Genomic DNA, 21,921 nt, shown 5'->3' on the forward strand with positions numbered 1-21,921 from the left:
TTAGAACCCAAGGTTCAGGGTGAACAGGTAGCTTCTCACGGCCGGGTAGGTAAAACCAGCGAACCCATCTACGTTACTGCCGCTCGGGTTGGAGCTGTTTTCCGGGTCAAATCCTGAATAGTCAGTGGAAAGCCACAGGTTATTGCCGGTCACGGAGACGGAGGCATTGCGGATGAAGATGTCTTCAAACCACTGGGAGGGCATGGCGTAGCTGAGTGTGAGCGAGCGCAGGCGTACCCACGAGGCATCCTCCACAAACTCCTCTGACACGCCCCGGTGGAAGCGGCGGTAATAGCCATCGCCGTAGTTGACGCCATCCGGACCCACTCCCTGGCCCAGCCATACCTGTTTGGTGTTTGGCGAACCGTCGGCCAGCACGCCCTCAAACACCTTGAACTCGTTGCGGTTCTCGGTATACTCGGCAATGCCGAAGGCTGAGAAGAAGTTGCCCATCTGGTTGTATTTCTCGAGTCCTACGCGGGCATCCAGCAGGGCCGTCAAGCTCAGGCCTTTGTAGGTGAAGGTGTTGGTGAAGCCCCCGATCCAGTCAGGCTGTGAGTTGCCCACAATCTTCTGCTTGGAGAGCGGCGCACGTACTGGAAAGCCATTCTCGCCGATCAGCAAGGGCCTGTCCTCGTCAATGAACAGCGGGTCTTCCTCTTCTCCGGGACCGTAGTAGCGCTGCCAGCTGGAGCCGTAAATGTTGCCGTAGGGCTGCCCAGGTATAAGCTTCATGCTAACGGTAGAACTCAGGTAACCGAATTGGGAGGCGTACGGAATCTCCTCCAGACCTTCCCGAATGCTCAGGATCTTGTTACGGTTGGCGGAGAAAATCACTTTGGTGTCCCAGCTGAAGTCATTTGATCTGACAGGTGTCGCGTTCAGCACAATCTCTACCCCTTTGTTGCGCATCTCACCCGAGTTCACGGCGGCCCGCACAAAGCCCGTGGACGCGGCCACATCGATCGGCAGAATCTGGTCTTTGCTCAGTGAGTAGTAGTAGGTGAAGTCGAAGCCTAGGCGGTTGTCCAGGAACGCCATTTCCAGACCAGCCTCGAAGGTGTTTGTGAATTCGGGCTTGAGGTCTACATTGCCGAGCAGCGCGCTGCGCGTATAGCCGGTGAAGCCCGTAGGGAAGCCCGTGTAGGGGGAGAAACCGGAGGAGGTGGCGTAGCGGGGCGCATCCTTGCCAATCTGGGCGTAGGAGAGGCGCAACTTGCTTTGGTTGATGAAGGACGGCAACTCAAAGTGCTCCGAGAACACGTAGCTCAGACTGACAGACGGGTAGAAGAAGGAATTGTTGGTCTTGCTGAGCGTCGAGGTGATGTCGTTCCGGCCTGTCAGGGTAAGGAAAACGAAGTCGCGGTAATCGAAGGAGGCCTCCCCGAAAACACCCATCAGCCGATATTCTGACTGGTCATCCCTTGGTGTAAGGGCGCGTGCGTTGCGCAGGTCAAAAAAGTCGAACACGGTCAGCTCATCGCCTTCCACCCCGAAACTTCTCACCTGCTCATCGTAGAGTTCGTGGCCCAGACGGAATGTCGCATTGAAATTCTCTCCGAAGCCCGTAGTCGCAGTGGCAATGAAGTTGGAGTTGATGGACCGGAATTTCGTGGTATACTCATACACAAAGCCCAGTCCGTTGTCCTCCAGCACCCGTTCATCGGCAAAGCCACGCTCTCCCGGGGCGGTGCGGGTCCGGTCATCGGTATAGCTATCCAACCCGATGCGGTAGCTCAGGTCCAGCCATTTGAGAGGGGCATAGCCCAGGTGCACGCTACCGATGAACCGGTTCACGTCGTCTTTCATCTTGTTCGTGGAGGCCGCATAGATCGCGTTATCGTTGCCGTAGCTCTGCATGGTGCCGTCGGGCTTTTTGTAGTCCTCCACGTCCCAGCGCGGCGACCAGTAGCTGAGCATCTCATTGAAGCGGTCAGCATTGTAGCGCATTCCGCCTGATTTGGAGAAGTTGAAGTTGGCGCCTGTCCGTACTTTGTCGCTCAGCTTCACGTCGGTGTTCAGACGGGCAGAGAAGTTTTCGAAATCCGTGAAAGGCAGCACACCCTCGTGTTTCAGGTGGGAGAGGGAAGAGAGGTAGGTGATGGTCTCGTTGCCGCCTGAGAAAGAGAGCGAGTTCCGGAACTGATGGCCCATTTCATAGGCATCCTCAAAGTGCTTGTAGAGCTTTTCGGGGTGGGTCGGGTCGAGTTTCCGAGCCTCTTCCACCGTGGGCCCCCATGAAGGCCAGAAGCTGGTGGGGTCGTACACACCGGTGTAGCCCTGGGTATAGGTGTCCTGCGTCTTCGGGAATTTGTTCACTTCCTCTATGCCGGCCGTGCTGGTCAAACTTACCCGCAAAGCACCTGCCTCGCCTCTTTTTGTGGTGATGACCACCACGCCGTTTGCGCCGCGGAGACCGTAGAGCGCGGTGGCCGCGCCGCCTTTCAGCACGTTGATGCTCGCGATGTCGTCCGGGTTGATATCTGCCAGGCGGTTACTCATGCCCCGGAGCTCCGCCCCCGCCCCAAAGGTGGAGGTGGTGTTGTCCATCAGCACGCCGTCGATGACGAAGAGCGGCTGGCTGGGCCGTGTAGGGTCAATGGAGTTGATGCCCCGAATCTGGATATTGGTACCTTGCCCCGGTGCACCACCCGTGCTGGATATGGTAGCACCGGCCACCTTGCCCTGCATGGCGTTGAGCACGTTGGGCTGTCGGTGCTGCGTCAGTTCCTCTGCCTGTACCGACTGTGCGGCATAACCTAGCGCCTTTTTCTCGCGGGTGATGCCCATGGCCGTTACCATCACCTCGCCCAGCTGCTGTGCGTCGGCATTAAGAGTGACATCGACCGTAGCCTGACTGCCTACCGCCACTTCCCTTGCCTGGTAGCCCAGAAATCGAAAGACGAGGATAGCGTTGTTGTCGGGTACCTGAATCTGGTAGTTTCCTTCTGTGTCGGTTGGCGTGCCGGTGGTGGTGCCTTTTATGGTCACACTGACCCCGGGCAGGCCCTGGCCTGTGTCAGAGGCGGTTACCCGTCCGCTGACTTGCCGCTGCTGCGCCCAGGCACCTGAAGTGCCAAGCACAAATAGCATGAATAAAATGAGTGTAAAGGTGTTCTTCATAATGATCTCATTTGGTGAATCATAGAATTTATTTAAAGCGCAATGACAATCAGGTATTCAGCCTATCGGGTAGCCTAGGTGCACACGCAGCCAGCTTACCCTGAACTGAAAGGTATAGCCAACCGGGACGTGTGCCTGTTGTTGTCATAATCTGGCATACTGTTGCTAAGCATAAGAAAGCCCGTCAGGTTAGCTAAAATCAACTATAGGAGTATATGAAAAAAAATTTGTCTTATATACGTTGATGCCGCAGAAAGGGGAAGCAACTACCTACAAAATATGCTGCTAACTGCAAGATTTAAGTTGAACCCGATAAATTTTGGCAATCGGAACTTGCTCTGTGCTGGTTCGGATGCGATTGAATTGATATTTGTATAGTACCAGATTTGAAAGCCTGTAACCGGGCAGGAAGGAGGGTTGAAAGGAAGAATACGTTGGTACTACAATCAGATTTGCCGAATGCAGCTGACTTACAGTGCCGATGGCGAGTGCCCCGTTCAATTTCAAGAGTTTGTCACACGGCTTTGGCTTATTTGAACTATTAGCTGCAGGTATAGCAGGGAGATGCGGAATGGGCAGATGTGATCAAAAGTTGGATGTCATTTATGCACGTTTTACGTATAGAGGATCATGGAGATCATTATCATCGCATTGGTGCTCATCCTTTATGCTGTCGGTTACTTTGTGTACTACATGTATGGCAAGGGTGGAAAAACAAAGCGCAAAAGGAAGTTTTACGATCACTTATGGCCATAAAAAAACAGGCCGCCCATGGTAGGGCAGCCTGTTCTGCATATTGGCATTCGTAATACGTTGCTTACACGTGTGCTTTCTTTTGGAGGGCAGCAACCTGATCGTTCAGTTCTGCCACCAGGTTCATCTCTGTTTGCAGCTCACGCTTGATCTTGATCTCGCGCTCGCGGGCATTCTTCTTGAATTCAGCGAACTCGCGGTCAATATCGTCGAACTCTTTCCGCTTCTGGTCCGTCACTTTCTTACTGCTCTTGAACTGTGTGTACACCACACCCAGTGCGATAAGGAGCAGGGCGATAATGGCCGTGTTGATGATCACATAAACCTGTTTGTGAATCGGAATGCCCAGCACATGCAGGTTGTTCACGGCATCCTCGCTTTGCTGCACAGCAGCTTCTTTTTGCGCGTTGTCAAGCTTCAGGGCCTCAATTTCCTTCTCCTGCTCCGTGATGCGTGCCTGTGCCGTTTCCAGATCCTGACGAGTTGCGTTCAGGTCTTTGACTTGCTTTTGCTCCACTTCTTTGATCGTGGCCTGCACACTTTGCCAGAATGAGTTAAGCAGACCGACATTCACTACCTTATACTCTCTGCTGCCCTCCATGTAGGAGTTGGACTTGCTTTTCAGATCGTTAAACTGTCCGGTTAGGGCAGTGGCCGACTTGTTCTCATTTTTAGCCGTTCCCTGTGCCTGCACTGCTGGTGCCGCTGTGGTCAGCACAATCAATAAGGAAAGAAAGAATGCTTTCATGTTTTTTGGAATAATGGTAAAAGTTGAATTGCGGTAAATATAAAAATAATATTTTTTTGAGAAAGTCGAATAGCTGATTTTATGCTGTAAATCCACAAACCTTTTTACACTAACTTCAAAAGTTTATTTTTTATTGCTAACACAGGCCCCAAATGATCTGCTTGTTGTGCTGTTCATCAGGCTGACGCATCGGCTTTTCATTCACGGGTAACACATGCCATCCGGTTAAAGTTCTGAGTGCTAGTGCCGAATGCGTGACAGGTAGTCCGTGATACCATCGCCAGCACCCGTGGCTGAGATGATTTCATGACGTTTGATGGACACATGACAGTTTTCTTAATTTGCCTTGCTACGCTTGTAAGTCTCGAAAATCAAAGCTGATCTGGAAGATAGTCATCCTCTGAATAAAAAGGAAGATTTTGTCTGATATCGTAGTGCGGTCCGTTTGCGGCATGTTAACTAAGAAGTTGTCTTCAAAGAAATAAAGGATTGCGGTGCGTTAGAGGAGGGGTATAGGCAGGCAGGGTATACCTACGATTTTAGGTATAGTTAATGGGTATCTCGTGGAGTGCTTAAGGGAGGTTCTGCTTCAGGTCTTGTGTGCTGCCAGGGGAAACGACCTTCGAGTTCTACCTGCAGCGAGAGGCTCAGAAAAGTACGGATCACCACGATCAAACCAAGCGTAAGCACACGCTCCATGGTGGCCTCTGTAACCACAGTGGCAATGATGTCGGCAGCGACCAGTATCTCCAGCCCTAGCAGGATGGCTTTGCCGAGTTCATGGCGGAGCACTTTGTAAGAGCGGCGGGAGTTGTGGCGCAGCGGAAAAATAAAGTGAAAGAGCGCAGTGGCTGTCCCGATCGCAATGATCAGGACGCCAATCGCTTCTATGGCACGGGCAGCATACTCAATGTACAGCCTGAAGTCGTGCATGGTAATCATATGGTTGTTTTGGGCTACTTCTTATTGCTTTCCGGATACCAGTTGCGCAGGCGCACCTCAATATTTTTATCTCCTTCATTTACTTTTCGCTTGAAAGCTTCCACATCGCTTAGGCCTTCCTGACCCCGGTAATGATACGGGTACACGATGGCAGGCTTGAATTCGAGTACTGCAGCGGCCGCCTGATCCACATCCATGGTATAAGGCAGGTTCATGCAAACAAAAGCCACATCGATGTTGCGCAGCGCACGCATCTCGGGTATATCTTCTGTGTCTCCTGACAGGTATACGGTCTTGTCAGCGAACTTCAACACATAGCCGTTGCCACGGCCTTTGGGGTGGCGGGAGTCTTCTGTTTCAGGCAGGTTGTACATGGGCAGCGCCGTAATGGAAATGCCGTACTGCTCGGTATGATCGTTGTTGCCGATCACCACAGCCCGCTTCTTCATGTTTTCTGGCAGCTTGTCGGCCACAGCCTGCGGTACTACAATGGTGGCTTTGTTCGTGTTGATGGCTTCCAGCGTTTTGAGGTCGAGGTGGTCGGGGTGGATGTCGGTGATGAGAATCAGGTCAGGCGCAGCTATACCTTTAAATACTGCTGCCCCGCCATACGGATCAACGTAGATCGTTTTCCCATCCCAGGTAAGCGCCAGCGTGCCATGTAGCACGGGTTGTATGAGGAGAGGCCCTTTTTTGGTTTCAATTCGATCGGTGCCCTTTGTTTGCTGTGCCTGAGCCGTCAGTATCAGCAGCAATCCTGCCAGCAGAAAGATGGATTTTAATTTCATAGGCTTAAAATTAATGTGGTTAGATTTTTTCAAAGTTTCGGATTCCTAACAGGTCAGGAGGCTTTTGGTTATGGTGAAGTTCTATTTCACTTTCTCTATTTTTTTCAACTCCTGCTTGATGTGCGTTTCGGGCTGGCTGCTGCGTCAGGGCAGGATATAGACTCAGGTATAGAAGAATGATAAGGTATATTTTCATGGAGGAAGATCGCTTAGGTATACCTGTTTAGTCAAGCTAAAACTTAGCTGCGTTCAACTACTGTAAGTTTTAACGTAAAGTTTTCTGTTAGGTCGATGAGCTTCCGGTGCTGCTTCTATTAAAAAGCAAAAGCCACCAGCTTGTGTACCGGTGGCTTTTATACCTGAGGAGAAGACAGGGGATAGCTATACCGTAAAGTACGCTTCCAATGCCTGCAAGGTGTCTTCAGTGGTTTGCATGTCCTGCACGATCTTCCCTTTCTCCAGAATGACGATGCGCTTGCACACCTCGATGACGTGGCTGAGATCGTGGCTGGAGATGAGCATGGTCATGCCGTGCTGTTCGTGCAGGCTGCGCAGCAGATTCTTCAGCCTGATCTGGGAACTGGGGTCGAGGTTGGCGAAGGGCTCGTCGAGGATCAGGAGCTCGGGGTGCGAGAGCGCGGCGGCGGCTATACCTACTTTTTTCTGGTTGCCCTTCGAAAAGTCGCGGATGTACTTGCGCTGCTGCAATATTTCGCCGTTGAACAAATCCGTAAACGGCTGCAGGCGCTCCAGTACGTCGCCGGTGGACAAGCCGTGCAGGTCGCCAATAAATTTAAAGTACTCTTCCGGCGTCAGGTAGTCTATCAGGAAGCCCTCGTCGAGGTGCGAGCCGGTATAGTATTTCCAGGCATCGGTGTGGGCCACGGGTATACCTTTGGAGGTAACAACGCCGTCCGTGGGGCGCACCAGGTCCAGCAGCATCCTGAACAGGGTGGTTTTGCCTGCACCATTGTTGCCCACCAAACCAATGGTTTCGCCGGGCGCCACGTGCAGCGCAGGTATGTTCACGACCGTGGCGTCGCTGTACGCTTTTACGAGATCTCTTACTTCAATCATCATGTTCATTTCTTTTCAGGTATAGCTGATGTTTTCGTCTTTGGGTATTGGAGTTGCTTAATGCTGTCTGAAACCGGCAGCCAGGGTATACTTTCTATCCTCGAGTCGTTTGGCCATCATGCCAAGCAGCTGGCGGTGGAAAAGGATTCCCACCGCACCAGTCAGGGCAAGTGCGAAGATGCCCCACTGCGGGATGTCCATCAAAGAAAAGGGCAGAAAGATGGCAATTGGCGTCAGCACCATGGGCAACATCATCACAAATTTAGAGGCGCCTACGCCTTGCCAGTTAAAGGCAGAACCGTTGCTCAGGTCGAGCCGCTCTTTGTTGAGCGCCGCAAAGTATAATACTACAATGGAGTTCACGCCGATGTTGAACACGCAGCTGGCCAGGTTGATGAGAAGCACTTTCGTGCCAAACAAGGCATAAGGGAGTGTCAGGACGGTTACCAGCAGGATAGAAGGTACAAACATGAGGTACTTTGCCCTTACATACTGGTAAGTCGTGATCGGCCTGGTGAGCAGGGCATCGTAATGCGCGCTTTGCCACGCCGGCACAAACTGGCCATAGTTGAACATCGGGGCGCCCGTCACGAAAATGCCCACAAAGATTAGCATGCCCCAGCCTTCCAGGTATACCTTGTTGGTATAGAAAATAAGACCGTAAAACAGCAGAAAAGCTGAAATCATGACCATGGACTTTGGCCGTTTATGGCGCCAGATCAGTTTTAATTCCAGTGCGATCAACTTCCCGGTATCGCCAAACCTGTTCAGGAACGCCATGTCGCTGCCTTCCACTGTGGCTACTCTCTTGATGAAGATCTCTTCCGGATAAAGGTGCTGCATCAGGAACCGGTAGTTGAGCAGGTATACACCCACCAATCCCAGCAAAGGCACGAGAATGAGCCAGGGCTGCTGCAGCAAAGCACCAAAAGCCACCAAAGAGACTTGGCGCAGTGACAGCACCTGCCAGTAATCGAGCAGCATGAGGCCTCCAACCACTAATGCAAGCAGTAGCGTGATCTTTGGGTTTGAGGTAAGCTGCCGCTTAAAGTAGATAAGAATAAAGTTGTTAATGAACGTGAGCAGCAGGAGGGAGGCCAGCCATACCAGCGCTATACCTATGCCATGCGCTGGCACGACCGCGCGCAGCATAAACGGTACGAATACCAGTAGCATTAGCAGATTAAACACACTAGGTATGGAGCGCAGCAGCACAAAGTGCACGAGCTTGTTCCGCTTCACAGGCAGGTGCAGGAAAGGCTGGATGGCCAGCACCGGCAGGTCTTGCAGCATGAAGCGCGAAACCAGGTCTATCAGAAAGTAAAAGAGCAGGAAGCTGTTGAACGAGACAACTGGGCTTTGGTCCGGGTAAACCTCGGCGAGTATTTTATGGCTAAAAAAGCCGAGCGCAATAAATATGAGCGCAAAATAGATGATGAAGAATCCGAGTATAATCTTTACTACCAAGCTTTTCTGATAAGCCGGCGACCGGCGGGTCTGCTTCCATTGCAGATCGAGAAGAGTTCCAAACATAAGGCACACGATATATAGCTTTTTAAATATTATAAAAAATCCTTAAAAAGCCAAAAGCTGTGAATCTTATGAACGAGAAATTATTGGACGGCGATAATACTCACGTTGATCTCATCTATTGCGCCTTCTTCCTCTGGGTCGTAGATGATTTTGTCAATGACAATACTGTTGCCTTCTTCAGTGCTTAACAGGATGTCAATAAACTCACCGACACCGAAGCTCCCTAAAGGAGCGTCATACATTCGGGCATAGATGATGGCATCCGGGGAGAAGTACTTTTTGATGGGCGTTCGCCACCGGTCACGGACCTGAAGTGGTATTTCATCGTTGAGCAAGCCATTCAGGTACCCTTCCAGACTGGTTGGCTGAGGATAAGCAGGCTGCGCCGGGCGTGCTGGAGCGGGTTTGGTAACCGGAGGGGCTTGTCGTTTGGCCGGACTCGCTTGTGGCGGAGCAGCCTGTGGTTGCTTGCTGGGCTGCCTTTTGGTTGGCGTGACCGGCTTCACCACTTCTGGTGTGCTGTCGGTTATTTCTGTCGTGCTATCAGCTACGGATGAGTCAGTAATGGCGGGCATGACTGGGAGATTGGTGGTTACATCGGTATCGGCAGCCATTTCCTTGCCGGGTTTATTCCAAACTAAAATGTAATAAGCGGCGCCCAGCGCAGCTATCAGCAATAGGAACAGTATGGTCGGCCAAAGCCAGGTCCTTCGTTTATATACGATCGACTCAGCCGTCACATTTCCAAAAGTGCCATAGGGTTTCCAATTGCCGTATTCCAGATAATAATTCGCCTCTTCAACGAGCACCTGTGCCGAGGGTCTTTTCTCAGGATCGGGATGCAGGCAGGCGCGTACCAGGTTGCTCAGCACCCGGGAGTATGGATCGGGAATGATCGGAATCTCTGCCCCCTGACTTAGGCTTAAGCCGCCATTACCCAGCCATGGTGTTTCGCCGGTACACAGCTCGTACAAACTCACGCCGAGTGCGAATACATCGCTCGCAGCTGTGCGCTTTGGGTGTGGACCAAACAGCTCCGGTGCGGCATAGGGGGTGCCCTGTGCCAGCGGGGTGCCGGTAGCGCGGTGCAAGAGGGTCCGCAACTGGCTGCTAAAGGCCGGCACAGCCAGGATGTAATTCCCCTGTGCATCCAGTATAATATTGTCAGGGTTGATTTGCCGATGTGGCAAAGGGGGCTGCCTACTATGCAAGTACGCCAGGGCACTGCCCACCTGGGAAATCAGTCGGGCAATTTCCCGCTCTGGTAGCGGCGCAGCCTGCGACAAGGTATGCTGTGTCTGCTGGGGTGCGACATCAAAAGGTATACCTTCATGTACGCCGAAATGCGTAGGTATAAGCAGATGGGGGTGTTGCAATAAAGCCCGCTCTTCCTGCTCCCCTTGCAGCAGCTCCAGACTATGATGATCGAGTCGGATATGAGGAGCATACAGCCTCAGCGTTACCGGAGCCCCTTCTGCCGTCCAGTCTTCTGCCTTCCAGACCTCTTCAACCCTCCCCGAACTTAGCTTTTCCTTTAGTAAGTAATGCGTTGCAAAAATGCCGTTTGTTTCCGGTATGCTCATAGAACCCATGTATTCACATGGGGTAATACGGGAATGAGGGAATTAGGTGGTAGAACGTGGGGGATGGTAGTGCTGTAAGAGTGTAAAACCCATCATAAACAATTGAATGAGTTTCAGGAAGGCAGCATCAGTTTTTGCTACCCCTCTTATTTTTTTGAGAGTACAAGTCCTGCTCTCTCAGGTTTGCCTTGCCCTTCTTCCCGCACGACCACCCCATTCACCAGCACATACCTGAACCCTGTAGCCTCCTGCAGTGGATTCTCATAAGTAGCGTTTTCACGCACTTCTTCAGGTTTAAACAGTAGCAAATCAGCTTTATACCCTTTCTTCACGAGACCGCGGTCATGCAGACCAACCGTTTTAGCGGACAATCCTGTCATTTTATGGATAGCTTCCTCCAAGGTGAGTAGTTGCTTTTGCACCACATAAGTCTCCAGCACTTTGGCAAATGTTCCATAGCTTCTGGGGTGGCGCATGGTGGGGCTGCCGTCTGAGCAAATCATCACATGCTGATCTTTCAGAAATGTTTCCTGCAGGGCCTCGTCCATAATGAAGTAAGCGCCATCGGCACCGTAGGGTCCAATGTCTTCCATCAGGGCTAACTCAAATGGCTTATTTAGCTCTTTCGCAACCTGCTGCAGGTTTTTGCCTTTATAGGGCCCTGAACCAATCAGTGTTGCCTCGGGACCATTGCGCTGTATGATCTTGTTACGCAGGAAGGTGGCCAATTCCTGGCGGCGGGTCTGCAGCACTTGCTGATAATCATAAGGCTTTTTGGCCCAGTCCGGGAAAAGGATGGCGATGCCGGTATAGCTGGCCGTGTAGGGGTAAAAGTCAGCTGTTACCTGTATACCTTGCTGACGGGCGGAGTCCAGTAGTTGCAATACACGGTTGGCACGCGCCGCGCCTTTGCCATACACTACTTTAATATGAGACACATTCACCGGACAATACTTACCTTGCTCCAGTAGCTCCCTGATAGAAGCTTCGACATAGGCATCGTCTTCGTTGCGCATGTGGCTCATGATGATACCTCCTTTTTTACCTACTATCTTCGCAAGACTGTTTAACTCATCGCGACGGGCATAATAGCCCGGATTGTACTCAAGGCCCGTAGTCAGACCAAAGCTGCCGGCATCAAGTGCGTCGGTAAGGAGCTGTTCCATTTTCGCCATACCTTGCGGCGAGGGGATGGAGTCGTATTTTATACCTGACAGCATACGGAGTGTGTTGTGCCCGGCAAATATTGCAACGTTAACGCCCAGGTCTTTCCCGTCCACCTCTTGCATCCACTCTTTCAGGTTTTCACGTTCCGGGCTAAAGCCATCCTGCCCCAGGCAGATCGTAGTAACTCCCATCGAAAGGAAATTAGAAAAATCGGGTGTCTCAAGCGGATCTCCGTGGGCGTGAGTGTCGATGAATCCTGGAGTCAGGTATAGGCCGGAGGCGTTGATAGTGCGGTTTGCGGTATAAGTATTAGTGGTGTCTGTGTCGATTAGCGCAATGGAATCACCGCTGACCAGGACATGCGCCGCAAAAGCCGCCTTTCCTGTACCGTCTACCACCATGGCATTGCGAATCAGCAGCTCATATTGAGTTTGGTCAGTAGCAACCTGCTGGCAGGAGGCAAATACAAGTATGGCAATTATAAACTTGGCAAGGAGGGAGGTGCGGCGATACAGTTTTTCCATTCTTAAAGATAATTTATTAGCCTCAAATAGCAATACCTACCTGATTTCAGTGACACCTGGTGCATATGTAAAGCTTATGAAGGAAATTTTTTTTCCTTTATTGAAAATATATTAACAAAAGATAAATGAAATGATATTGTTCTATATATCAGTTAATTATGAATTTATTTGGTGGAGTTTAGGGCCATATGGCAGAGGTGTTTTAGTGAGTATGAGCATGAAATTTTACTGCACTGGCACGCAACTTGTAAATACCCTGTCAACAGAGTTTAATGTTTCTAACAAAACTGAAAGAGTTATGAAAAAGGTAAGCTATATCTTAAGCCTGGCACTGATGGCATCAGTTGCTTTTGGCGGAACAGCAGAGGCGCAGGAAAAAAGAACTGGCTGGAGCCCTCAGGCAAAAGGCGCTGTGATCGGTGCCGGTACAGGCGCCGCGGCCGGTGCTATAATACATAAGCGTAACCGCGTAGTGGGTGGTGTAGTAGGTGGTGTTGCCGGTGGCGCCGTAGGTTACGGTGTAGGCAAAGTCATCGATAACAAACAGAAAGAGCGTGAGGCGGAAGCAGCACGTGTAGCAGCTGCTGAGAGAGCGGCCGCGGCCCAGCGTGCAGCAGCTGCAGAACGAACCGCAGCTGCCAACAGAGCTACAGTTGCTAAAAACACACCTGCTCCAGCTCCTGCAAAAAGAGCTTCAGCTTCACAGTCAAGTCTGGTAGCGGCCACGCCGGCTGAGACAGCAGCGGCCAATTCATTGGCGTTGATGTATGCCTCTGAAGAGGGACCGACTCCTCAGGCGGTATATGCTAACTTCCTGCCTAACCTGGACTATGGCGACCGCAGCAAGCCTTACTATACTTCTGAGGTGCGCAGAAAAAGCTGGTAACACATTTACCCTTTACCTTCTCCCAGTGTATTGCTGGGAGAGGGTATAAACCCTACGACACGATTTTGACGTATTGCGTCGAGGTTCACTCACCTAAATTTTAGAAATCATGAAAAACATACTTTACACCTTTTTTGCCTTGTTCTTTTTGGCTTCCTGTGCGAAGACGGAGGGGGGCGAGTCAGTGGATGTCCGTGAACTGAACCAGGAGTTTATCAGTGCCTGGAATGCGCGTGACTCTGACAAAGTGATCTCGATGATGGCCGAGGATGTGCAGTTTCTGCAGGGCGAGGTAATCTATCGGGGCAAGTCCGAAGTGTCGGATAAGTGGGTGCGCGAAACCATGGGCACCATTGCCGACCTGAAAACCTATCCGGTAAGTTCGGGTAACGATACCCAGATTGCCTATGAGGCCGGAACGTTCTCCGTAGACGTTTTACCGGTTAGTCCTGGTGAACCCCGCGGACTTGGCGAAGGCAACTTTATGCTCCTCTGGAAAAAAGCAGAAGATGGCACCTGGAAGCTAAGCTACGCGCAGCTGGAAGGACACCCGGTAGTAGCCCGAAATTAATACAGGAATAATTGAATTAACAAAAAGCGGCTGATCCCAAAAGATCAGCCGCTTTTTGTTGCTATAGCTATTTCTATACCTCAGGGAGCTATACCTAGTGGAAGAACAGATAAGCCATGAAGATGGCGGCAATGATACCGGCCAGGTCGGCGATCAGGCCGCAGGTGAGGGCGTAGCGGGTGCGTTTGATGCCCACAGAGCCAAAGTATACCGCCAGGATGTAGAAGGTCGTTTCGGTTGAGCCCTGGAAGACGGAAGCCATACGTCCCACAAAGGAGTCGGCTCCGTAAGTAGTCATGGCTTCCACCATCAGTCCACGGGCGCCGCTGCCGCTCAGCGGTTTCATAAAGGCCACCGGTAGGGCAGGCACAAAGTCGGTATTCATACCAGTCAGGGCGATCAGGTAGCCCATGCCATCCACGATCATGTCCAAGGCGCCTGATGTGCGGAATACCCCGATGGCTACCAGAATGGCGATCAGGTAAGGTATAATCGTGATCGCAACCGAGAATCCTTCCTTGGCTCCTTCGATAAAAGCCTCATACACATTCACTTTTCTGATGAGTGCGAGTCCCACAAAGGAGATGATGATCGAGAAAAGGATGACGTTGCTGGCCACCTGCGAGATCACGCTCACCTGCTCCTGCGGGATGGTGCTGAAATAATAGATAAGTCCCGCGATCAGCAACAAAAGCGTGCCGATGTAGGCCAGGATAACGGGGTTGAACAGGTTGATGCGTTGGTACAGCGCTACTGCAATCAGGCCCACGGTTGTGGAGAAAAAGGTAGCCAGCAGGATAGGAATGAAAATATCAGAGGGATCGGCCGCGCCCATTTGCGCCCTGAATACCATGATGCTGATCGGTATAATCGTGAGTCCGGAGGTGTTGAGCACCAGGAACATGATCTGGGCGTTGGAAGCGCGTTCCTTGATCGGATTGAGCTCCTGCATCTCTTTCATCGCCTTCAGACCCAGTGGCGTTGCAGCATTGTCGAGCCCCAGCATGTTAGCCGAGAAGTTCATCAGGATGGAGCCGAACACAGGGTGGTTTTTCGGAATCTCGGGGAAGAGCCGGTTAAAAAACGGCCCCACCAGCCTGGCGAAAATGGCGATAATGCCGCCCCGTTCACCTACTTTCATCAGGCCCAGCCAAAGGGTCATCACGCCTGTCAGGCCGAGCGAAATCTCGAAGCCGAGCTTGGCGTTGTCGAAGGTGCTGGTAACGAGTTTCTGGAAAATCTCCACATCGCGGAACACGATGAGCTGGAACAAAGCAATAGCAAAGGCGATCAGGAAGAAGGCCGCCCACAGATAGTTTAATACCATGAAGCAAAGGTTGGTCAGGAATCAGCCTGTAAGATACAAACTGATTCCAAAACCGGGCAGGGTTTAGCAGACAAATTTAACGGGAGGCAAACTTAGTAACGCAGCCCATGAATGATCTCCGGCCGATCGCCCTGCAAATCATACAAAAATCCGTTTAGGATGGCATATTTTGCCGTGCCTTCGCTGTCTTTTAAGAGAAAGTTAGCCGGCTCATCCAGCGCTAGCTGGTGATTCACAGTGCTGGCTATACCTGTCACGTTTAGCGGGAGCGAGGTCGGGTCGGGCAATACGCCGGGCAGGTGGCGCACCCTGGCGGTGGTATAGCCTTGCCTGAGCAGTTCAGCAGCAAGCTCGGCGGTCAATTCGTCCAGGCTCTCGATGGGCTGTTCGTATACCTGGCCTGGCACCAGAGTTAGGCCAGTGGCGTCCAACTCCTCATACCCATGGAAAACGCTCATGTCACCAATTTCCTCTACGGCACTGCTATGGTAAAAACCGAGGTGGTTGGGGGCGTCTACTTCCAGGCGGTTAATGCCGATGTCCAGCAACGTATCGCGGCCGTTTTCGGAATAGCGGACATGACGCAGCACCAGGTCGTAGAGGTGCCGCTGGTTTTCAGGTATACGGTCATAGCCTTCGAGCACAAAGGCATTGTAATTTTCCCCGGCAATCAGGTATAGCCCCGAGAGGATGGCTGTAAAGTTCAGCTGACGGATGTGCTGCTTCTCCGGATCGCCGTGCTGCCCACCTGACTCCACCAGGATCACGCTGGTCCCCCATTTCTGGATATTGTCGCCGAAGGCCCGGGGCTCGTGCTCGTCGTTAAACTTGGCCACCTGACCGGGGATGAACTGCTGCAGCACGTGGTCCATGCCGGCGATGGTGCGCATGGCCCGCTCACGCACCGTGTTGATGCTGCGGGCATGGTCGTAGGCTGGGGCAAGAAAGGAAATCGTGGCCGGGCGTGAAGTATAGCCGGCGGTATAATAGCGGCTCTGATCGTGGAGGTTAAAACCGAAGGCTGGTTCCAACTCGTCGCGCAGCTTTTTCAAAAGCACTGATTCCGGACTTTGCAGCCGCAGGGCATCGCGGTTCATGTCTATACCTAAGGCGTTGCGACGGTTGTACAGCTCGGCACCATCCGGGTTGAGCATCGGCACGATGTAAAGGGTCAAGTGCTCGAGTAGGTGCTTGCGCACCGGGTTGAGCTCGTCGGACTGGCTGAAAAAGTGCAGCAGGTCGAACAGTGCCATGGTAGCAGTTGGTTCGTCGCCGTGCATCTGCGACCAGAGCAGAACCCTGGTTTTGCCGGTGCCTGCCTTGATCAGGTAGATCGATCGTCCCTGCACCGAATGTCCGGCTACCTGCACCTCGAACAGAGACTTTTCCTGCAGCTGCTCGATCAGGGGCACAATATCCCGGTGCCGGAAGCGCCTGTGCTTCAGGGCGGGTTCCTTGTATTGGTGGTGACTATTGTAAAGTTTCTGCCCCAGTTCCTGTATAGCGGCTGGTAGGCTGTTGTCTGAAGGTATCGTATTCATCTTACTAGTAATTAGATGCTCTCTAATAAAAGCGCCTCCCGCTCCAGGGCTATACCTGAAAGGGGAGGCGCTGCCCTTTGGGGCTATACCTGATGGTGACTTAGTTGGTTGGCCATGCATTCCACGGAATGCGAGCCAGGATCAGGATCAGGGCGATGGTATAGAAAATGGCGATGCTGCTGAAACGTTTCTTATCGTTCTGCAGACGCTTGGAACGGGCATATCCTACTGTAATCAGCACCACGGCAATGATCATGGTCAAGGGGTGCTCCAGAATGTACAGCCTGGAAGTGGAGTCCTTCATAAAGCCTTCTGTCGCATTATTAATTCCCAGGGGCGATACAAAGTATAGAATCACACCGATCACCCACTGCAGGTGCGCCGGGATAAGGCCCAACAAGCCTCTTTTTCTGTCCTTGTCTGTGAATGTCTTGTTGCCAGACATACCCATAAAGGCGAAGATAATGCTGATGATCAGACCTAGCAGCACGAGATAGGTCATGAAAGAGTGCAAATGCTGTATTCCTGTATACATTTCGGAGAAAGTGGTTAGTGTCGGCTGTAAATATAGGAATTTAATTATCAATTCAGATAGGCTGTCCCGATTTCAGAGCACGCATCACCAGGCAAAAGAAAACCCCGTGCACGCGAAATGCACGGGGTTACTTGGTCAGGTATAGCAGTGATTACTGGCCTTTGCCAATCTTTTTGTTTTCAGGTACAGTCCACAGATAGATGGTAGAGCCGTCTATCACCTGGGTCTCTTCCGGCTCCCAGTCGCCCATATCGAAAGCGTGGGACACGATGCGCGTGCCTGGCTTGAGCTGCTCAAGCAGCACCGGGCGAAGCTTCATGTTCACATTTGGCAGCAGGTATAGCGTCACGACGGAGGCCGGTTTGTAATTGACCTTAAACAAATCCTGCTCCACGAATTTCACCTTGTTGGTTACGCCCGCCTCACGCGCATTTTCATTGGCTTCCTGAATACGCTCCGGGTTTATATCAAAGCCCATACCGGTGGCACCATGCTCTTTCGCAGCCGTGATCACGATACGGCCGTCACCGCAGCCCAGGTCATACACCACATCACCCTTCGACACCTTTGCTAGTTTCAACATGGCGTCCACCACCTTCTGTGGGGTAGGCACATAAGGCACATCCAGTTTAGGGGCCGTAGTCGTGGTTTGAGCGAATGCCGCTGCAGCGAAAAGTGTCAGCACGAGTGTGCAAAGCGAATGTCTGATTGCTCTCATCTTGTTTTCATTAAGTTAGTGATCCATTTTAGAAAAAAACCAGGTATAGGGTGAGCGGTATTGATTGGCTGAACGCGCATAGGCTGTATTTACGTGCAGCCGGTATCAGTAGTTCCTGATTTTGGCATTTTATGTATATTTTAGTAGGATTCATTTAAGTGTAGCCGCCTTTAGTTTGCCTGTTCTTTTTGTTTCCGGATACGAGGTATGGCCAGCAGCACCAGCACACCCACTACCAGCACGCCTATACCTACCAGAGCTCCCATGCCGGTATACATCAGGCTGGAGTAGAACAGGTAGGCGCTCGTGAAACAGAAAATGAGTGGGGTGATGGGGTATAGCGGCACTTTAAAAGGTCTCGGGCGCTCCGGCTCCTTGCGACGCAACACAAACAGCGCTATACCTACCAGCAGCAAAAAGAACCAGAAGACCGGCGCCGTGTACTCGACCATGGTTTCAAAACCGTTGCGGGTGAACAGCGCCAGTCCGACCAGCGCCAGCGATACAAGCCCCTGCACGACATAGGCATTCACCGGCGAGGAGGCTTTGGTGTTCCACTGGCCCAGGTAACTGAAAACCGGGAAGTCGCGGCCAAGGGCGTAATTGGTGCGAGCCCCGGTCAGGATAGTGGCATTAGCCGAGGTGAGGGCGGCAAGCACTACAATAATGCCGATCAGTACCATACCTGCATCGCCGATCGTTACCTGTGCCAGGTCGGCGGCTATCGCATTGGAGGAGGCCATACCTTTCAGGCCCAGCACATGCAGGTAGGCCAGATTAATGAGCAGGTAGATCAGGGTGATGATGGCGATGCTGGCGATCAGGGCGGTGGCCATGCCCCGGCGGCCGGTTTTGAGCTCCGCCGATATGTATGCCGCCTCGTTCCAGCCACCGAAAGTAAGCAGCACAAAGACCATGGCCAACCCCATGGAAGTGCCGTTCCCGGTGGCAACAGTAGCCGCTGCCGCCGGTTCATTGGGTGCGAACAGGAAGGCTGCCACCAGCACGATCAGGATGCCTAGCACCTCGAGTATGAGCAGAAAATTCTGCACTCCTGCCCCGAAACTGACACCCATAATATTGATGGCGGTGAGAGAGATCACGACCAGCGCGGCATACAAAACTGATGAAAACTCCCCAATGCTGTAGATCTGGGCCATGTAGTCGCCGATGATAAAGGAAAGCAATGCGATGGAACCGGTCTGAATGATGCTCATACGTGCCCAGGCAAATAAAAAGGCCAGCCGTTTACCAAATGCCCTCGTCAGGAAGTGGTAATCGCCGCCGGCATGCGGAAAGGTAGTGGTGAGTTCGGCGTAGCAGAGTGCCCCGATCAGTGATACCAATCCGCCCAGCAACCAGGTGGATAGGAACATGGTGCCGCTTTCTACGTTGGCTGCCACAAGCGAGGGTGTCCTGAAGATACCGGCCCCGACCACAATGCCCACGATCACGGCGATGGCGTCGAACAGGCCGAGGGCGGGTCTGGGTTCCGCTTTTGGCTTTTCTTCGGCCAGGGCGGTGGCCTCTGTGCTGGCCAGGGTCGCGTCTGCTGCGGGGTACTCTTCGTTCAGGTTAGGCATAGTTTTACAGCTAGGTATAGGCTTAGTCGTCTCTGCCTCAGTGTTTACGGACAGCAACAGGATTTTAGTTGTAAACCATGCGCTTTTTTAAAGAGTAAATAGTATAAAGTATGGGTGCCAGATCCGTCTCAGGTATAGCCCCTGTATCCATTCATTCAGCTATTAAATAAGACATTATGAACTCAAATCTGCCTTTCAGCCAACCCGTTCGTATGATAATCGGTAAAGCAAGTGGTAAAACGTCAATATATATGGGAAAAGCTGTCGGCACCTTTCTAATCGCCATCCTTTCTGCTGTGCTCGCCATAGTAGGGTACAAGTTCTTCGAGGGTGATTCTGCTCAAAGTGGGAACTTCAACAATAAAACTAATGCTGCCGGCATGCCGGTGGCGTCATCGGCTGGCAACCCGGACTTTGTGCCGGCCGCGGCCAGCGTGACACCCGCCGTGGTGCATATTAAAACTGAGTATGCGGGCGAGCAAACCAGTAGAAACCCTATTTATGAAATGTTCGGGATGCCACAGCAGTCCACTCCGGTGCAGGGCTCAGGCTCAGGGGTACTTATTTCTAAAGACGGCTACATCGTCACCAACAATCACGTGATCGACCGGGCATCAGGTATAGAAGTGGTGCTGCCCGACCGCCGTACCTTCCAGGCCAAACTAATCGGGACAGACCCAAGCACCGACCTGGCCCTGCTGAAAGTGGAGGGAAGAGACCTGCCGGCGGTTCCGCTGGGTGACTCCGACAAGGTGCAGGTAGGGGAGTGGGTATTGGCTGTGGGTTATCCGCTCACGCTCAACTCTACCGTCACGGCCGGTATCGTCAGTGCCAAGGGCAGGAGCATCGGCATCCTGAACCGACCGAGTCAGGGTGGTTACGTCGATCCGGCGCAGACGGCCAACACCGCCATTGAGTCTTTTATCCAGACAGATGCAGCCATCAACCCGGGGAACTCGGGCGGTGCGCTGGTGAACACGTCCGGGCAACTGATTGGCATTAACACGGCCATTGCCTCCCAAACGGGGAGCTATGCCGGCTACGGTTTTGCTATACCTGTTAACCTGATGCAGAAAGTGGTGGGCGACATCCGGGAATTTGGCCGGGTGCGCCGCGGCTTCCTGGGCGTCAACTTTCCGGTGCCCGCCGTGGAAGATCAGCTGCTGCGGTCTCGTGGCATCGATCCGGGTAAAGTGAAGGGTGTGTACATCATGGGTGTGCAGCCGGGCAGTGGCGCCGAGAAAGCAGGCATAAAAGAAGGGGACATTATTCAGGGTATAGATGGCACTGGCGTAAACACCTCGGCGGAGCTTTCCGAACGCATCGCCCGCCATTATCCGGGTGACAAAGTGGAGCTGGCCCTGCTGCAGGACGGCAAACAGCGCAAAGTCACCGTTACCCTGCAGGGCGAGGAAGAAGAAACACCTACCGACATCGCTGCCAAAGGATTGGAAGCCAGGCTGGGGGCCAGTTTCGCCCCGCTCACCGACCGCATGAAGCAGCAGTATCGTCTGAACGAAGGTGTGTACGTCACAAAAGTGCAGCCTGGTGGTTTCTTCGATTCGGCAGGTATACCAGAGGGCACTGTCGTGGCGCGCATCAACGGGCGTCCGGTGAGCAGCCTCACCGATATTAGCAAATCGCTGGCAGCCTCCCGCAGCGGCATGGTGCGGATAGATGGCGTAACGCCGGACGGAACGGCCTTTGTGTTCAACTTCCCGCTGGGTGCCTAAGGAGACCAAATGACAGATCTGAGCAAGCTATACATCGGCACTTCCGGCTGGAGCTACCGCTGGCGGGAAGTGCTATATCCGCCTGAACTCAAGTCAGCGGACTTCCTGAGCCACTACGCCACGCGCTTCAACTGCACGGAGATCAACAGCAGCTTCTACCATTTCACCATGGCCAAAACCATCGAGAAGTGGCTTGCACAAACTCCCGCGCATTTTAAGTTCGCGCCCAAGCTTAACCAGGAGATCACGCACAAGCGCAAGTTCCAGGATATAGAAGAGCCATTGCAGAAGTTCATGTCGCGCTACCTACTGATGGGCGAGCGGCTGGGGCCGGTGCTGGTGCAGATCGCCGGAAGTTTCCGCTTCGACAAAGGGGTAGCCGGTGACTTTTACCATACCTTGCGCGAGCTATACCCGGAACAGCCCTTTGCGCTGGAGGCCCGGCACGTGTCGTGGTTTACAGAGGAATCGTTTGATTTGATGCGCGAGTTCAATATCACCACCGTCATCGCCAACGCGGGAAAGCGCTTTCCGGGTACCGAGGTCACGACCACCGATATGGCCTACCTGCGCCTGCACGGCGACGAGAAAATGTACGCCTCGTCCTACTCTGACGAAAAGCTGGAACGCTACGCCTACATGGTGAAAGACTGGCTGGAAGACGGCAAGCAGGTATGGGTTTTCTTTAACAACACCATCCTGGGCAACGCCGTGCTCAACGCCGACAGGCTACGGCAATTGGTGACCGAGCTGTGATTTTTTAAAAGGAAGAAAAAATGCTAAGCTTTT

18 protein-coding genes are annotated in these 21,921 nt (G+C 52.5%); 5 read left to right on the forward strand and 13 right to left on the reverse strand.

The annotated features are described in order from the left end of the window. Positions 1 to 3,123 carry a SusC/RagA family TonB-linked outer membrane protein gene (locus Q4E40_RS12865; RefSeq protein WP_303412690.1) on the reverse strand — a complete coding sequence of 1,041 codons (3,123 nt, stop codon included), beginning with the start codon at positions 3,121 to 3,123 and terminating at the stop codon, positions 1 to 3. Between the two features lie 630 nt (positions 3,124 to 3,753). Between Q4E40_RS12865 and Q4E40_RS12870 the strand changes: the two genes are divergently transcribed. After that, positions 3,754 to 3,879, forward strand: a complete 126-nt coding sequence (locus tag Q4E40_RS12870) for a hypothetical protein (RefSeq protein WP_303412693.1) — start codon at positions 3,754 to 3,756, stop codon at positions 3,877 to 3,879. A gap of 61 nt (positions 3,880 to 3,940) precedes the next feature. On the opposite strand, the gene Q4E40_RS12875 is transcribed toward Q4E40_RS12870, so the two are convergent. The 7 genes from Q4E40_RS12875 to Q4E40_RS12905 all read right to left on the reverse strand — a co-directional run bounded on the left by Q4E40_RS12875 (position 3,941) and on the right by Q4E40_RS12905 (position 12,238). After that, positions 3,941 to 4,624, reverse strand: a complete 684-nt coding sequence (locus Q4E40_RS12875) for a hypothetical protein (protein WP_303412694.1) — start codon at positions 4,622 to 4,624, stop codon at positions 3,941 to 3,943. Between the two features lie 549 nt (positions 4,625 to 5,173). Then, on the reverse strand, positions 5,174 to 5,566 hold the full coding sequence (locus Q4E40_RS12880; RefSeq protein ID WP_303412695.1) for a DUF1622 domain-containing protein: 393 nt from the start codon (positions 5,564 to 5,566) through the stop codon (positions 5,174 to 5,176). 14 nt (positions 5,567 to 5,580) lie between these two features. Then, positions 5,581 to 6,354, reverse strand: coding sequence for an MBL fold metallo-hydrolase (locus tag Q4E40_RS12885; RefSeq protein ID WP_303412697.1), 774 nt, complete (start codon positions 6,352 to 6,354; stop codon positions 5,581 to 5,583). Positions 6,355 to 6,735: 381 nt separating this feature from the next. Beyond that, positions 6,736 to 7,431 (reverse strand): ABC transporter ATP-binding protein, encoded by a 696-nt coding sequence (locus Q4E40_RS12890; RefSeq protein ID WP_303413095.1) that lies wholly within the window; start codon positions 7,429 to 7,431, stop codon positions 6,736 to 6,738. A gap of 57 nt (positions 7,432 to 7,488) precedes the next feature. After that, a complete protein-coding gene (locus tag Q4E40_RS12895; RefSeq protein WP_303412698.1) occupies positions 7,489 to 8,964 on the reverse strand; it encodes a DUF5687 family protein in 1,476 nt (491 codons plus the stop codon). An 80-nt stretch (positions 8,965 to 9,044) separates the two neighbouring features. Continuing rightward, on the reverse strand, positions 9,045 to 10,547 hold the full coding sequence (locus tag Q4E40_RS12900; RefSeq protein WP_303412700.1) for a protein kinase domain-containing protein: 1,503 nt from the start codon (positions 10,545 to 10,547) through the stop codon (positions 9,045 to 9,047). A gap of 146 nt (positions 10,548 to 10,693) precedes the next feature. After that, entirely contained in the window at positions 10,694 to 12,238 is a 1,545-nt protein-coding gene (locus Q4E40_RS12905; protein ID WP_303412702.1) for an N-acyl-D-amino-acid deacylase family protein, read from the reverse strand. A 298-nt stretch (positions 12,239 to 12,536) separates the two neighbouring features. Here Q4E40_RS12905 and Q4E40_RS12910 point away from each other — a divergent pair, with 298 nt between their 5' ends. Continuing rightward, positions 12,537 to 13,124, forward strand: a complete 588-nt coding sequence (locus tag Q4E40_RS12910; protein ID WP_303412703.1) for a hypothetical protein — start codon at positions 12,537 to 12,539, stop codon at positions 13,122 to 13,124. 109 nt (positions 13,125 to 13,233) lie between these two features. Beyond that, positions 13,234 to 13,695: a YybH family protein gene (locus Q4E40_RS12915; protein WP_303412705.1), complete on the forward strand. Its 462-nt coding sequence runs from the start codon at positions 13,234 to 13,236 to the stop codon at positions 13,693 to 13,695. A gap of 94 nt (positions 13,696 to 13,789) precedes the next feature. Here Q4E40_RS12915 and Q4E40_RS12920 read toward each other — a convergent pair whose 3' ends face one another. The 5 genes from Q4E40_RS12920 to Q4E40_RS12940 all read right to left on the reverse strand — a co-directional run bounded on the left by Q4E40_RS12920 (position 13,790) and on the right by Q4E40_RS12940 (position 19,399). Then, entirely contained in the window at positions 13,790 to 15,022 is a 1,233-nt protein-coding gene (locus Q4E40_RS12920; RefSeq protein ID WP_303412706.1) for a nucleoside recognition domain-containing protein, read from the reverse strand. Between the two features lie 92 nt (positions 15,023 to 15,114). Next, positions 15,115 to 16,563, reverse strand: coding sequence for a M14 family metallopeptidase (locus Q4E40_RS12925; protein WP_303412707.1), 1,449 nt, complete (start codon positions 16,561 to 16,563; stop codon positions 15,115 to 15,117). Between the two features lie 100 nt (positions 16,564 to 16,663). Then, a complete protein-coding gene (locus Q4E40_RS12930) occupies positions 16,664 to 17,098 on the reverse strand; it encodes a hypothetical protein (RefSeq protein WP_303412708.1) in 435 nt (144 codons plus the stop codon). A 151-nt stretch (positions 17,099 to 17,249) separates the two neighbouring features. After that, positions 17,250 to 17,816 carry an SAM-dependent methyltransferase gene (locus Q4E40_RS12935; RefSeq protein ID WP_303412710.1) on the reverse strand — a complete coding sequence of 189 codons (567 nt, stop codon included), beginning with the start codon at positions 17,814 to 17,816 and terminating at the stop codon, positions 17,250 to 17,252. 170 nt (positions 17,817 to 17,986) lie between these two features. Beyond that, entirely contained in the window at positions 17,987 to 19,399 is a 1,413-nt protein-coding gene (locus tag Q4E40_RS12940) for an APC family permease (protein ID WP_303412711.1), read from the reverse strand. 251 nt (positions 19,400 to 19,650) lie between these two features. On the opposite strand from Q4E40_RS12940, the gene Q4E40_RS12945 reads away from it, so the two are divergent. Together Q4E40_RS12945 and Q4E40_RS12950 are read left to right on the forward strand one after the other, a co-directional pair. Further along, entirely contained in the window at positions 19,651 to 21,132 is a 1,482-nt protein-coding gene (locus Q4E40_RS12945; RefSeq protein WP_303412713.1) for a Do family serine endopeptidase, read from the forward strand. Positions 21,133 to 21,141: 9 nt separating this feature from the next. Continuing rightward, positions 21,142 to 21,888, forward strand: coding sequence for a DUF72 domain-containing protein (locus Q4E40_RS12950; protein WP_303412716.1), 747 nt, complete (start codon positions 21,142 to 21,144; stop codon positions 21,886 to 21,888). Positions 21,889 to 21,921 lie beyond the last annotated feature (33 nt).

Origin of the sequence: Pontibacter coccineus (assembly GCF_030546575.1) — a bacterium.
GTDB classification, from domain to species: Bacteria; Bacteroidota; Bacteroidia; order Cytophagales; family Hymenobacteraceae; genus Pontibacter; species Pontibacter coccineus.

Coding starts and splice junctions, on each gene's coding strand:
- Q4E40_RS12945 (WP_303412713.1), top strand. CDS start 19,651: ATGGGAAAAGCTGTCGGCACCTTTCTAATCGCCATCCTTTCTGCTGTG.
- Q4E40_RS12880 (WP_303412695.1), bottom strand. CDS start 5,566: ATGATTACCATGCACGACTTCAGGCTGTACATTGAGTATGCTGCCCGT.
- Q4E40_RS12895 (WP_303412698.1), bottom strand. CDS start 8,964: ATGTTTGGAACTCTTCTCGATCTGCAATGGAAGCAGACCCGCCGGTCG.
- Q4E40_RS12915 (WP_303412705.1), top strand. CDS start 13,234: ATGAAAAACATACTTTACACCTTTTTTGCCTTGTTCTTTTTGGCTTCC.
- Q4E40_RS12865 (WP_303412690.1), bottom strand. CDS start 3,123: ATGAAGAACACCTTTACACTCATTTTATTCATGCTATTTGTGCTTGGC.
- Q4E40_RS12900 (WP_303412700.1), bottom strand. CDS start 10,547: ATGAGCATACCGGAAACAAACGGCATTTTTGCAACGCATTACTTACTA.
- Q4E40_RS12870 (WP_303412693.1), top strand. CDS start 3,754: ATGGAGATCATTATCATCGCATTGGTGCTCATCCTTTATGCTGTCGGT.
- Q4E40_RS12875 (WP_303412694.1), bottom strand. CDS start 4,624: ATGAAAGCATTCTTTCTTTCCTTATTGATTGTGCTGACCACAGCGGCA.
- Q4E40_RS12910 (WP_303412703.1), top strand. CDS start 12,537: ATGAAAAAGGTAAGCTATATCTTAAGCCTGGCACTGATGGCATCAGTT.
- Q4E40_RS12920 (WP_303412706.1), bottom strand. CDS start 15,022: ATGGTATTAAACTATCTGTGGGCGGCCTTCTTCCTGATCGCCTTTGCT.
- Q4E40_RS12885 (WP_303412697.1), bottom strand. CDS start 6,354: ATGAAATTAAAATCCATCTTTCTGCTGGCAGGATTGCTGCTGATACTG.
- Q4E40_RS12950 (WP_303412716.1), top strand. CDS start 21,142: ATGACAGATCTGAGCAAGCTATACATCGGCACTTCCGGCTGGAGCTAC.
- Q4E40_RS12925 (WP_303412707.1), bottom strand. CDS start 16,563: ATGAATACGATACCTTCAGACAACAGCCTACCAGCCGCTATACAGGAA.
- Q4E40_RS12905 (WP_303412702.1), bottom strand. CDS start 12,238: ATGGAAAAACTGTATCGCCGCACCTCCCTCCTTGCCAAGTTTATAATT.
- Q4E40_RS12935 (WP_303412710.1), bottom strand. CDS start 17,816: ATGAGAGCAATCAGACATTCGCTTTGCACACTCGTGCTGACACTTTTC.
- Q4E40_RS12940 (WP_303412711.1), bottom strand. CDS start 19,399: ATGCCTAACCTGAACGAAGAGTACCCCGCAGCAGACGCGACCCTGGCC.
- Q4E40_RS12890 (WP_303413095.1), bottom strand. CDS start 7,431: ATGATTGAAGTAAGAGATCTCGTAAAAGCGTACAGCGACGCCACGGTC.
- Q4E40_RS12930 (WP_303412708.1), bottom strand. CDS start 17,098: ATGTATACAGGAATACAGCATTTGCACTCTTTCATGACCTATCTCGTG.